Here is a 12,630-nt window from a genome sequence, read left to right as displayed (position 1 = left end):
TCCCCGAGCCCGGTGGCCAGCGCGCTGAAGCCGGCGCGTGAGCTAGTTCTTGGTCCGGCCCCGGAGCGCGACGGCCTCTTCGGCGACCGCCACGAGCCGCCGGGCGGACTCATCCCAGCTGAAGTCGGCCGCCCGCTCCACCGCACGGAGGGACCGGGCCTTCCACAGGGCAGGGTCCTCGAGGCGGCGCACGGCCTCGGCAAACTCCGCGGGCGAGTCCGGGTGCACGTAGCTGACGGCGTCATCGCCGACCTCCCGGAAGATCGGGATGTCGCTGGCGATCACCGGCGTGCCGTGCGACATCGCCTCGACCAGCGGCAGTCCGTAGCCCTCGGCCCGGGACAGGCTGATCAGGGCGGTGGTGCGCGCCAGGAGTGCCTCGTACTCGGCGTCACTCACGCCGTTGTGGAAGATGATGTTGGCCCCCTCCGGAGCCAGTGCCTCCAGTTCCGCCCGCCGCTCCGGGGCGATCCGGCTCAGCAGGTGGAGGGTCATGTCCGGCAGTTCCGCCATGCCCAGGATCATCGTCTCCACGTTCTTGTAGGGCATGAAGGAACCCATATAGAGCAGCGTCTTGTCGGCCCCCGCCCCGGGGTCGCGCGGTGTGTGGCCGTGCTGGGGGGCGTTGCCGACAATTCTGACCGGGCGCCGGGTGAGCCGGTACTTGGCCATCAGGGCCGCCGTGGTGGAACTGATGGTCGCCACGATGTCGGCCCTGTCCAGCAGGAGCCGCTGGGGCCAGAAGGCCTTGTGGTACAGCCGCCACAGGACCCGGACCGGAGCCGGCAGGAACCCGGGCGGGGCGGGGTGCTCGTAGTAAATGAGGTCGTGCAGGGTCAGCACCAGGGCGTATTTGCGTCCCCAGCTGCCCATGGTCTGCATGGGGCACACCACCACGTCCGCGCCCAGCTTGTTGACCCTCGCCGCCACGAAGAGTTCCGCCGGTGACAGGGGGCTGTTGATCACGGTGTACGGTACGTCGGGCAGGAGCGCGAGCTGGCGGGGGTCGCTGATCAGCATCGAGACGTCCGCGATCTTTGCGGCTGCTGCGATCAGGCTGGCGCCGTAGCGGCTGATGCCGTCGTGGTGGTCCAGCCGGGTGAAGCGGGCATCAATGAGAATCTTCACGCGGCGTGGTCCTTTAGGAAGCGTCGGATATAGCGGGCGGCGGGTTCGGGGGTTTCGTAGTGGATCAAATGCCCGACGCCGGGAATGACTTCCAGCCTCCCGTCCGGCAGCAGCGCCGCGAGTTTGTGCTGGTCCGCCAGCATGGCGATCTCATCCTTCTCGCCCGCGATCAGCAGCACGGGCAGCGAAAGTTCAGCGGCCACCTCGGAGACATTGCTCCCGACCGAGGCCTTGAAGGCCTGCAGCAGGGTGTCCCGGTCCGCGAAAGAGGAGAAATAGGCGCTGTGCTGGGCGTGGACGAACCTGCGGATATCCTTATCCCCGGTCTTGGCCATGGCCACGCTCATTACCCGGACGATCGCCTGGCTGCGCAGCAGGGCGAGCCCGAACCGCCGGGGGAGTCGCGCTGCAGCCTCGTAGTAGAGCACCGCGAGCTTTGTCATGAGGCCTTTGGGGCCCTCGAGCGCCGGCGCCGCGATGGGATTGACCAGGATCAGTTCGGCCACGGCGCCGGGGTTCGCCGCTACGAAGTGGCTGGCGATGATTGAACCGAACGAATGTCCCAGCAGGACCGTGTCCGCACCCAGACCCAGTGCAGCCATGAAACTGCCGAGGAAACCACCGTACGCGCGGACACTGTGCTCGGTCCCCTCGAAGGCGGCCGAGCTGCCGAAGCCGGGCAGGTCCGGCATGATCAGGCGCATCTCCGTCAACTGGTCTGCTACCCGGAGCAGGCCGTGGTGGTCGCCGCGGAAACCGTGCACCACCAGGATGGTCCGGGTCTCCGCCGTGACCCGGACGGGTTCGTAGACCCAATAGGCGGTACGGGCGCCGTCAACGTCAACGGACTCGGCCCGGGTGCGGGCTTCGAGTCCGCTGCTGATCAGCGGCGTGCGTGAGGACCCGGTGTCCACTTGTTCCATTTGGATTGATTCCTATGCGACGTTGTCGGGGTGGGAGCCGGTCCGGAAGCCGCGTTCGAGGCCCGCCATCTCCGACATGTCCAGCGGGGAGAGCTCAAAGTCGAAGACCTCAAAGTTTTCCCGGATCCGCCCGGACGAGCTGGCCTTGGGGATCGCGATGTTGCCCAGCTGCAGGTGCCAGCGGAGAATAATCTGCGCCGGAGTGCGGTCGTGTTCGGCGGCGAGGGCCAGAATGACCGGGTCTTTCAGCACCTGGCCGCGTCCCAGGGGACTCCACGCCTCCGTGCGGATGCCCAGGGGCTCGTGCTTTGCCCGCAGTTCGTCCTGCTGCAGCCAGGGATGAAGCTCGATCTGGTTCACGGCGGGGACAACCTCCGCGGTGTCCAGGAGCCGGTCCAGGTGCTGCGGCTGGAAGTTGGAGACGCCGATCGCCCGGACCTTGCCCTCGCGGTACAGCGTCTCAAGCGCCCGGTACGTTTCCGGGAACAACCCACGCCGCGCGCACGGCCAATGGATCAGGTACAGGTCGACGTACTCCAGGCCGAGGTTGGAGATCGACGTGTCGAAGGCCCGCATGGTCGCGTCGTAGCCGTGGTCGTCATTCCAGACCTTAGTGGTGACGAAGAGGTCCTGGCGGGATACAAACGGTGCGGTTTCCCCGGGGCCGCCGCCGGTGCCCTCAAATCCGGACAGGGCGCCGATTCCCTTGCCGACGCCGGTCTCGTTGCCATACATGGCGGCGGTGTCGAAGTGCCGGTAACCGGCCTCGATGGCCATGGTCACCAGGTTGGCGGCGTCGGCCGGGGGGACCTTGTACAGCCCGAATCCCAGCCGGTCGATCAATACGCCGTTGTTCAGGGCCAGCCCGGGGGAAAGTTTCATGACAACGACTCTACCCACTGGCGCTCCCGCACGCCGCTCAGCCCAGGCCGTCGAAGCGGACCAGCCTGCGGGCGCTGGCCTCGTCCAGGATCAGGTCTGTGGCCAGGCCCGCCGCCAGCGCCCCCCGGAGCCCGTTGATCTTGGACGCACCGGACACGACGCAGATGCGGCGCCGCACCTGGCGGAGCTGGGCCAGGTCCGGGCCGGTGGACCGCTCATTGAGGGTGATGCCGTCCGAGGACCCGTCAGCGCGGAAGAACACGGTGGCGACGTCACCGACCACATCGGAGTTGGCGAGGACGATCAGGTCGTCTTCATCGAGGTAACCGCCGGCGTAGACGTGGCTGGGGTAGTCGGCGTCGACCGATCCGACGCCGAAGATCGCGATGCTCATCCTGGCCTGCAGCTCCAGGATGCGTTGAACACTGCGCTCATTCCACATGGCCGTTTTGGTCGTGGCGTGGTCGAAGAAGGCCGGCACGGGAAACTGCTCCACCCGTGCACCGTAGGCGCTGCCGAACCGCCGCATGATGTCCGAGGCGTAGGTGATACCGGTGGTCTGCATGTTCCCGGCACCGTTGAGCTGCACGATCACGCTGTCGTGGGTGATCTTGCGGGTCAGGTGCCGGCTCACGGCGCTCAGGGTGGAGCCCCAGGCGACGCCGATGATGGCGTTGGAATCCACCAGCGGACCGATCGTCCGGGCGGCCTGCATGGCCACGCGGTCCAGTGTTTCCGCCTCATTGAGGGTGTCCACCACCGGAACGACATGCACGTCCACCTTGTATTCGGCCCGGATCATGCTTTCCAGTTCGGGACCGGTATCCAACGGGCTGCGGATCTGGATCTGCACCAGACCCGAATCGCGCGCCGCCGACAGCAGCCGCGAAACCGTGGACCGGGACGTCCGCAGCTCCCGTGCAATGGCGTCCATTGTCAGGTCCTGGAGGTAATACAGCTGCGCCGCGCGGAGGGCGTCGGACTGGCGTGAAAGGGTCATGAAATTTCCCGTCTGCACGTTTGTGCATAGTGCTTGACACCATTTTCCATTACTCCAAAGAATAGTGTTGAACGGCGCCGCGCCCCGGGCGTGCCGCACAGAACCAAACCCAAGGGAGCAGTTTTGGGACAGAAGGACTCAGTCGGCACACCGGCGAACCACCGCGCCTCGGTGCAGAAGCTGCGGACGCGGCGGCACGCGCAGGTGCTGATCATCGGAGGCGGCATCAACGGCGTGGGCACGTTCCGCGACCTGGCCCTCCAGGGCGTCGACGTGGCGCTCGTTGAGCGCGGCGACTACTGCCAGGGCGCCAGTGGCGCATCGTCCCACATGATCCACGGCGGCATCCGGTACCTCGAGAATGGCGAGTTCCGCCTGGTCCAGGAATCCGTGGTTGAACGCAACCGGCTCCTGCGGATTGCACCGCACTACGTCAAGCCGCTGCAGACCACGATCCCGATCTTCAGCACGTTCTCCGGGGTCCTGGCCGCCCCGATGCGCTTCCTGACCCACAAGCAGGGTAAGCACACCGAGCGCGGAGCGTTCCTGATCAAGCTCGGCCTCAGCATGTATGACTTCTTCTCCCGCGACGGCGGCACGGTTCCGCGCCACCAGTTCCGCGGACGCAAGCGCGCCCTGGCCGAGCTGCCCCGCCTGCACCCCGGGATCAAATACGCGGCCACCTACTTTGACGCGTCCGTCCACAATCCCGAGCGCCTCACCCTCGATGTGCTCCAGGACGGCGAGAAGGCCGGCGGCGTGGACAGCCACCTGGCTCGGGCCAGCAACTACGTTTCTTTCGTTTCGCAGGGCACCTCCTCTAAGGACGCCAGGGCTGCCGCTCTGGGAGCAGCGGACGGAACCGGCACCACCGTCCAGCTCCGCGACGAGCTGACCGGCGAAGTCTTCGACTTCACCGCCGACGTCATCGTGAACACCACCGGCGCCTGGGTGGACCTGACCAACGAGGCCATGGGGGCGGCGTCGTCCTTCATGGGTGGAACCAAAGGCTCGCACATCGTGCTGGACCACCCGGAGCTGCTCGCGGCGTGCAACGGCCGCGAGATCTTCTTCGAACACACGGACGGCCGGATTGTGCTGATCTATCCGATGGGGGACCGCGTTCTGGTCGGCACCACCGACGTCGACGCCGACATGGCTGAGGATGCAGTCTGCACCGAGGCGGAAATCGACTACTTCTTTGACCTGATCGGCCACGTCTTCCCCGACATCCAGGTGGACCGGGGCCAGATCGTCTATACGTTCTCCGGCGTGCGCCCGCTGCCGAAGCACGACGCCACCCAGCCCGGGTTCGTCAGCCGGGACTACCGGATCGAACGCCGTGCGGCGCCAGGCGGGGCGGTCCTCAGCCTCGTGGGCGGCAAGTGGACCACGTTCCGGGCCCTCGCCGAGCACCTGAGCAACGATGTCCTGGCCGAGCTCGGCATGGAACGGAAAGTCTCGACGGCGAAGCTCGCCATCGGCGGCGGCGCAGGGTTCCCGGACAGCGAGGACGGCGTCCAGCGGTGGATCAAGGCCCACATGTCCGCCGGCCGCGACGCCGCCCGCGTCACCGGGCTGCTGACCCGCTACGGCACCCGTGCCGAAGAGGTCATCCGCTTCCTGGACGGGGCCCCGGCCCGTCAACCGGACAGGCTGCTGCATTCCACCCGTGAGCTCAGCACCCGCGAACTGGAGTTCATGGCGGCGAACGAGCAGGTCGGACACCTCGTGGATGTCCTGATCCGCCGCACCTCCCTGGCCTTCCGGGGGCTCGTGACCGGGGAACTCCTGAACGAAGTTGCCGACATCCTTTCGGGCCCGCTCGGCTGGGACGCGGCTCGCCGGGCCATGGAGATCAGCCACGCACAGGAGGTGCTTCTGCGGTTCCACGGCGTCCGGGTCCACAGCCTGGTCGCCTGATACGACTTGCGTGCCCGGGCAGGGAAGCCCGGGTGCAAGCACTGCGCGGTCCGCCCCGGCGGCCGGCGCAGTGGCTGGCCGGCAGCACCAACATGCTGCCGGCCCCACGGCCCTTCAAACTCGCGGAGGCCGACAACAGAAGATAGAGGAGTCAAAGATGTCTCTTGGAATAGTTTTCCTATCCGAATTATTCGGTACCGCCATGCTTACCCTGCTGGGTTGCGGCGTGGTGGCCAACGTTGCGCTCAAAGGCACCAAGGGCAACAACGGCGGGTTCCTGATGGTGACCTGGGGATGGGGCATTGCCGTCTTCTCCGGTGTCTATGTTGCCGCCATCTCAGGTGCGCACCTGAACCCGGCCGTGACTTTTGGCCTGTTGGTCAACGGCAAGAGGTTGTACGCTCCCGGCGTTCCGGTCGATTTCGCCTCAACCCTGACCTACTTCGGCGGTGAACTGACCGGTGCCTTCCTGGGCGCCGTCATCATGTGGCTGGCCTACCGGCAGCACTTTGATGTCGAAACCGAGCCAGCCAGCCAGCTGGCCGTCTTCTCCACCGGCCCGGCGATCCGCTCGAACCCGTGGAACCTGGTCACCGAGATCATCGGCACCTTTGTCCTCGTGTTCGTCATCCTGACCTTCGGCGGGACACCTTCCGGGCTCGGCCCGCTCGCGGTGGCCCTGCTTGTTGTCGGCATCGGTGTTTCCCTCGGTGGTCCCACCGGCTACGCCATCAACCCGGCCCGTGACCTGGGTCCGCGCATCGCGCACGCTCTGCTCCCCATCAAGGGCAAGGGGTCCTCCGACTGGAGCTACTCCTGGATCCCGGTCGTCGGACCCCTCATCGGCGGCGGACTCGGCGGCCTCGTGGCAGCAATCGTGCCGTTCATCGTCCCCGCAATCCCTCACTAACAGTCACTAACTGCCAGTTCATTAATTGCCAGACCAACTGCCATGCAAAACAGACACGCTAAACAGACACGCTAAACAGACACGCCAAACAGACAAGGACGTCTCACTATGAACCAGTACGTAGTCGCTATCGATCAGGGCACCACGAGCACCCGCGCCATCGTCTTCGACCACAGCGGCAGCATCGTCTCCTCCGGCCAGATGGAGCACGAGCAGATCTTCCCCCAGGCTGGCTGGGTAGAGCACAACCCCGCTGAAATCTGGAACAACACCCGCGAAGTGATCGGCTCGGCCCTGTCCAAGGCGAACCTGACCCGGCACGACATCGCCGCCGTCGGCATCACCAACCAGCGCGAAACCGCGGTCGTGTGGGACAAGACCACCGGCGAGGCGATCTACAACGCCATCGTCTGGCAGGACACCCGCACGCAGTCGATCGTGGACGAGCTGGCGAAGGAGGGAGGCCCGGAGCGGTTCAAGCAGAAGGTGGGCCTGCCGCTGGCGACCTACTTCTCGGGCACCAAGATCAAGTGGATCCTGGACAACGTCGAGGGCGCCCGGGCCAAGGCGGAGGCCGGTGACCTGGTCTTCGGCAACACCGACTGCTGGGTGCTCTGGAACCTGACCGGCGGGACCGACGGCGGAGTGCACGTCACCGACGTCACCAACGCCTCGCGGACCATGTTCATGGACCTCGAGACGTTGTCCTGGGACCAGGAGATCCTGGACGCGTTCGGCGTCCCGGCCTCCATGATGCCGACCATCAAGTCCTCCTCCGAGGTCTACGGCACGGTGCACACCTCCCAGCTGCTGCGCGAGGTTCCCGTGGCCGGCATCCTGGGCGACCAGCAGGCGGCCACGTTCGGCCAGGCGGCATTCGAGGCCGGTGAAGCCAAGAACACGTACGGCACGGGCTGCTTCCTGATCTTCAACACGGCCGAGGAAATCATCCATTCCAAGAACGGGCTGCTGACCACCGTGGGTTACAAGCTCGGCGACGCGGCGCCGCATTACGCGCTGGAGGGCTCCATCGCCGTCACGGGTTCGTTGATCCAGTGGCTGCGTGACAACCTCGGCCTGATCAGCAGCGCCCCGGAGGTCGAGACCCTCGCGGCCTCGGTGGAGGACAACGGCGGCGTGTACATTGTGCCGGCGTTCTCCGGCCTCTTCGCGCCTTACTGGCGTTCCGATGCCCGCGGCGCCATTGTGGGCCTGACCCGCTATGTGAACAAGAACCACATCGCCCGCGCGGCCCTGGAGGCCACGGCCTTCCAGACCCGTGAGGTGCTGGACGCCGTCAACGCCGATTCCGGCGTGCCGCTGACGGAACTGAAGGTCGACGGCGGCATGGTCGCCAACGACGCCCTCATGCAGTTCCAGGCGGACATCCTCGGCGTGCCGGTGATCCGGCCGAAGGTGGTCGAGACCACCGCCCTGGGCGCAGCCTACGCGGCCGGCCTGGCGGTCGGATTCTGGAAGGATCTGGGCGAATGCTCGGCCAACTGGGCCGAAGACAAGCGGTGGGAGCCGCAAATGGACCAGGCCGAACGGGAACGCCAGATGCGTCTCTGGAAGAAGGCCGTCACCAAGTCCATGGACTGGGTGGACGACGACGTCAAGTAGCCGATCACCCTGACCCGCCGGTAGCCACGGCTTCGGCAGGCAGCAAAAGAAGAGCTCCGGCCAGGATCCCTGGTCGGAGCTCTTCTTTGTTTCCGCGTCAGCTGTGTGTCCGCGTCAGCCGCCCGGAGCCGCTCAGGACACGGGCCCCGTAGTCGTGGTTGTCACGACAGCGCGGGGCGTCTTGGCGTAGACGTCCTTGCTGACCGTGTAGCCGCGCTTGTCCTGTTTCAGTGCCTGCGCATTGACGCTTTGGAGCTCCGCATTGCTGAGCTTCTTGATCTTCACGAGGTCCATGAACTCCTGGTCCGCTCCACTGACGGCGGTTACTTTGACGAGCCCGGTCCCGGCCGAGTAGAACTTCCGCTGGTGGCCGGCGCTCGGCGGGTCCAGTGGGTTGAACTCATCGATCACCAGCACATCGTTGTAGCAACCTGTCTTAACGCAGACCCGCTGGTTCTTGTACAACACCCGGCCGCAGTCAAGGAAGTCCACGCTGGGTGCGTAGGCCTGTACATAGGCCGGGGTGTTGCGGTGGGGGGTTCCCTGTATGGCGGTCCCGGCCTGCGCCTTATCGATTCCGCTGATAAAAGTGCTGGGCGCGCCGCTCAACTTTCCGTTGTCGTACTCCTCCGGGTATTCGCCGAAGAGCCAGACGCTGCCCGTCCTCTTCGACTGGGCGAAGAAGGCGAGTTCTGACTCGGCCAGGACGCCGTCTGAATAATCCCGGTCCCACAAGACCAGGGTCTTGACGCCGTTGATCACCTTGGTCAGCCCGGTCACGGTGTGAACGACCGAGTGGGCGCTCACGCTGCCGTCCGCGGACTTCACCTCGCCTGTAGTGGTGAACTGCATGCCGGGTTTGAGCGGGTTCCATTTGTTGTCGATCACCGGGTTCGCCGGGAAGTCCGCCCGGTTGAAGTGGATCGCCGAGCCGGGGCCGCACAGTTCCTGGGAACTGACGGCCGCCGGCACGGCGGCCGCTGCCGCCGTCGCCGACGTTAGCGATGCCACCACCAACAAGAGCGCGGAGCCGTAGGCGGTTAATCTCTTAGTTCGTGGAGTCATCTGACTGGCCTCTCAATTGTTGTTGTGGTTTCTAGGCGGCTGGTACGGCTTCCGGCTCTCGGGGCCCGCGTTCACGCGCCGGACCCTTCTTGGCGAACCGGAGGTAGAGGGATGGAACGATGAACAGGTTGACCAGTGTCGAGGTCACCAGCCCACCGAGGATCACCACGGCCATGGGATGCTCGATCTCATGGCCGGGCCGGGTACCCAGGACCACCAGCGGTACCAGGGCGAGTGCGGTGGCGAGGGTGGTCATCAGGATTGGTGACAGGCGTTCGGCCGCGCCGCGCAGCACCAGGCCCCGGCCAAACGGCACGCCCTCGAACTGCTCCAGATGCTGGCAGTGGTTGATGAGCAGGATGCCGTTGCGGGCGGCGATCCCCATCACGGTCAGGAACCCGACAAGCGAGCCGAGGGACAGGATTCCGCCGCTCATGTGCGCGGCGATCACCCCGCCCACCAGGGCGACCGGCAACGTCAGTATGGCAAGGGTGGCCAGCCGCCAGCTGCGGAAGGCCGCCTGGAGCAGGAGATACACCACGATCACGGCGCCGATCGCGAAGAGCAGAAGCCGTTGTGAGGCGGCCTGCCGCTCTGCGTACTCGCCCAGGATGTCCGCGCTGTAGCCCGTGGGGAACTCCACGGATTTGAGCTCGGACTCGAGTTTCTCGACGACTTTTGCGAGATCGCCTTCCTTGACGTTGGCGCTGACATCCAGACGGCGGGAGCCTTCCGAACGCTCAATGACGTTGGGAGTGGGCTTGACCGAGATCTTGGCGACATCGGCCACCCGGATCGTCTGTCCGCTGGGGGTGTCCAGGGGAAGGTTCTGGATGCTCGTGACGCTGGTCCGGATCTCGGGAGGACTCCAGACCTGGACGTCGTAGGCCTTGCCGTCGCGATACACGTCGCCGACCTCTTCGCCGGAAACCAGGGTGGCGGCGGCCCGGCGGACGTCACCGGGCTTGAGCCCGTACCTGTTGGCGGCGTCCAGGTCCACCTCGACGTCCACCTGGGGGACGTTGACCTGCAGGGCAACTTTGGCTCCGATTGCCCCCTCGATCCCGGCAAGGACGGTCTTGACCTGGTCCGCCTGTTTCTTCAGCGTGTTCAGGTCATCGCCGTACACACGCACGACGATCGAGTAGCCGGTGCCGGTGAGCACTTCACGGACACGTTCCTTGAGGTAGGTCTGGACGTCCCGGTGGATGCCGGGGTAGCCGTCCACGACCTGCTGGATGGATGCCAGGGTCTTGTCGTAGTCGACCGAGGGGTCGACGCTGATCCAGTTCTCACCGAAGTTCACGCCCACCACCTCATCGGCGGCAAAGGCCTGGCCGATGTGGGACCCGCAGTTGTTGACGCCCGGGATGGTCATCAGCTCCTTACAGGCCAGCTGGCTGACGCGCACTTCCTCGGCATTTGAGGTGCCAGGTTGCGTGACCCAGTGCATGAGGAAGTCGCGTTCCTTGAATGAGGGCAGCAGCGACTGGCCCAGGAGCGGGGCCGCCACGATTCCGGCGACGCCGAGCGCCGCAACGGCGAGGTAGCCGGGGAGCGGCCTCCTCACGATGGGCCGCAGGGCCTTGCCATACCAGCGTTTGAGAACCCGGACCACCGGCGGATCCCGGTCCTCCAGTTTGGCGTTGCGCAGGAAGATGTACGCCATGGCGGGTGTGACCGTGAGGGCCACCAGCATGGACGCCATCACGGCGAGGGTGTAGGAGATTGCCAGGGGCCGGAAGAACGCGCCCGTGAGTCCGTCCAGGAAGAAGATCGGCACCGTGGCGGCGACGATAATCAAAGTGGCGTAGACGATGGGTCCGCGGACCTCCAGGGAGGCATTGACCACCACCCGGGCGGTGCTCTCGGTCCCGCCGCTGGCCCGGTGGTGCCGCAGCCGCCGGACGATGTTCTCGACGTCGATGATGGCGTCATCCACAACGACCCCGACAGCGATCACCAGCCCGGCGAGCACCATGGTGTTGATCGTTCCCCCGGTCCAGTACAGCACCAGGGCCGCGGCAACCAGGGACAACGGGATGGCCATGACACTGACCAGCGCCGTCCTCCACTGGAACAGGAACACGCTGAGCACCAGGACCACCAGGAAACAGCCCAGCAGGAGGGCCAGGCTCAGGTTGCCGAGGGACTCCTCGATGAACGAGGCAGGCCGGAACAGGGTTGTGTCGACCTCGATCCCGGTCAGGCCGGGCTGCAGTTCCCTGAGCGCCTCCTCAACCCCGCGCGTGACTTCGAGCGTGTTGCCCCATGGCAGCTTCTCGACAATCAGCATGAGGCCGGGGCCGCCGTTGATGACCGCGTCACCGATCAACTGCTGGTGGTCTTCCACGACGGTTGCCACGTCAGCGAGCTTCAGGGGAGTCAGCCCCTCGCGCTCCTCCAGTGGCACCTGGGCAAGGTCCGCCGGAGAAGTGATGGGTTGCACGTGCCTGATGCCCAGGCTCTGGCTGGGCGTTTCCAGCGCCCCTCCGGTGCCGATCAGGGCGCCGGGGGAGTACTTGAGCAGGCCGGCGTCCAAGGCATCGGACGTGGAATTCATGACGTTTTCCAGCGTCACCTTGTTTGCTGCCAGCTTGGCGGGATCAACCTGGACCTGCAGCATCTGGAGCCGTTCTCCCCAGATGGCCACATTGGCGACGCCCGGCACCCGCAAGAGATGCGCCCTGATATTCCAGTAGGAAATCATGGACATCTCGATCAGGGAACGGGAGTCGGAGGACAGCCCGATCTTCATGACACGGCTGGTGGAGGACAACGGCTGGAGCATCAGCGGAGGCGCAGCCCAGGTGGGCAGCGTCGGAATGACCGTTGCCATCCGCTCCGACACCAGCTGCCTGGCGGTGAGCAGATCGGTTCCGGGTTTGAATTCCATCACGATGGCGGACAACTGCGACACCGACTTCGACCGCATCTGGTCAAGCCCGTCGATGCCGTTGAAGGCCTCCTCCATCGGAACCGTCACCAGTTCCTCAACTTCGGAGGCGGTGAGTCCCAGGCATGCCGTCTGGACCTCGACACGGGGCGGTGCAAACTCCGGGAAAACATCCACCGAAGCACTGCTCAGTTGCGCGCCGCCCACGATCATGAGGGCGGCCGCCATCGCAATGATGATCGACCGGAACCTCAGACTTGCAGCGACAATCCGGCGCATG

Annotated in this window: 9 protein-coding genes; 3 read left to right on the top strand and 6 right to left on the bottom strand. The window is 65.6% G+C overall.

Annotated features, from left to right (window positions below):
- Positions 1–42 precede the first annotated feature (42 nt).
- Genes AB4089_RS09360 through AB4089_RS09345 form a run of 4 tightly spaced genes read right to left on the bottom strand, consistent with a single transcriptional unit; the run spans position 43 to position 3,933 of the window.
- Positions 43–1,128 (bottom strand): glycosyltransferase family 4 protein, encoded by a 1,086-nt coding sequence (locus tag AB4089_RS09360; protein WP_441409009.1) that lies wholly within the window; start codon positions 1,126–1,128, stop codon positions 43–45.
- A complete protein-coding gene (locus AB4089_RS09355; RefSeq protein WP_441409008.1) occupies positions 1,125–2,051 on the bottom strand; it encodes an alpha/beta fold hydrolase in 927 nt (308 codons plus the stop codon). Before AB4089_RS09355 ends, AB4089_RS09360 begins: the two co-directional genes overlap by 4 nt.
- Positions 2,052–2,063: 12 nt before the next feature.
- Positions 2,064–2,933, bottom strand: coding sequence for an aldo/keto reductase (locus AB4089_RS09350; RefSeq protein ID WP_441409007.1), 870 nt, complete (start codon positions 2,931–2,933; stop codon positions 2,064–2,066).
- Positions 2,934–2,970: 37 nt separating this feature from the next.
- Positions 2,971–3,933: a sugar-binding transcriptional regulator gene (locus tag AB4089_RS09345; protein ID WP_441409006.1), complete on the bottom strand. Its 963-nt coding sequence runs from the start codon at positions 3,931–3,933 to the stop codon at positions 2,971–2,973.
- A 123-nt stretch (positions 3,934–4,056) separates the two neighbouring features.
- On the opposite strand from AB4089_RS09345, the gene AB4089_RS09340 reads away from it, so the two are divergent.
- The 3 genes from AB4089_RS09340 (at position 4,057) to glpK (ending at position 8,389) form a co-directional block, all read left to right on the top strand.
- Positions 4,057–5,856 carry a glycerol-3-phosphate dehydrogenase/oxidase gene (locus AB4089_RS09340; RefSeq protein WP_441409005.1) on the top strand — a complete coding sequence of 600 codons (1,800 nt, stop codon included), beginning with the start codon at positions 4,057–4,059 and terminating at the stop codon, positions 5,854–5,856.
- 157 nt (positions 5,857–6,013) lie between these two features.
- Positions 6,014–6,766, top strand: a complete 753-nt coding sequence (locus tag AB4089_RS09335) for an MIP/aquaporin family protein (protein WP_441409004.1) — start codon at positions 6,014–6,016, stop codon at positions 6,764–6,766.
- 108 nt (positions 6,767–6,874) lie between these two features.
- Positions 6,875–8,389 (top strand): glycerol kinase GlpK, encoded by a 1,515-nt coding sequence (glpK, locus tag AB4089_RS09330; RefSeq protein ID WP_441409003.1) that lies wholly within the window; start codon positions 6,875–6,877, stop codon positions 8,387–8,389.
- Positions 8,390–8,521: 132 nt separating this feature from the next.
- On the opposite strand, the gene AB4089_RS09325 is transcribed toward glpK, so the two are convergent.
- Together AB4089_RS09325 and AB4089_RS09320 are read right to left on the bottom strand one after the other, a co-directional pair.
- Positions 8,522–9,454 (bottom strand): hypothetical protein, encoded by a 933-nt coding sequence (locus tag AB4089_RS09325; protein ID WP_441409002.1) that lies wholly within the window; start codon positions 9,452–9,454, stop codon positions 8,522–8,524.
- 31 nt (positions 9,455–9,485) lie between these two features.
- Positions 9,486–12,629, bottom strand: coding sequence for an efflux RND transporter permease subunit (locus tag AB4089_RS09320; protein ID WP_441409001.1), 3,144 nt, complete (start codon positions 12,627–12,629; stop codon positions 9,486–9,488).
- Position 12,630 lies beyond the last annotated feature (1 nt).

Source organism: Arthrobacter sp. 2MCAF15 (assembly GCF_052115605.1).
GTDB lineage: Bacteria > Actinomycetota > Actinomycetes > Actinomycetales > Micrococcaceae > Arthrobacter.
Note: the sequence above shows the minus strand (reverse complement) of the source record. Positions and strands in the feature narration are given on the sequence as shown.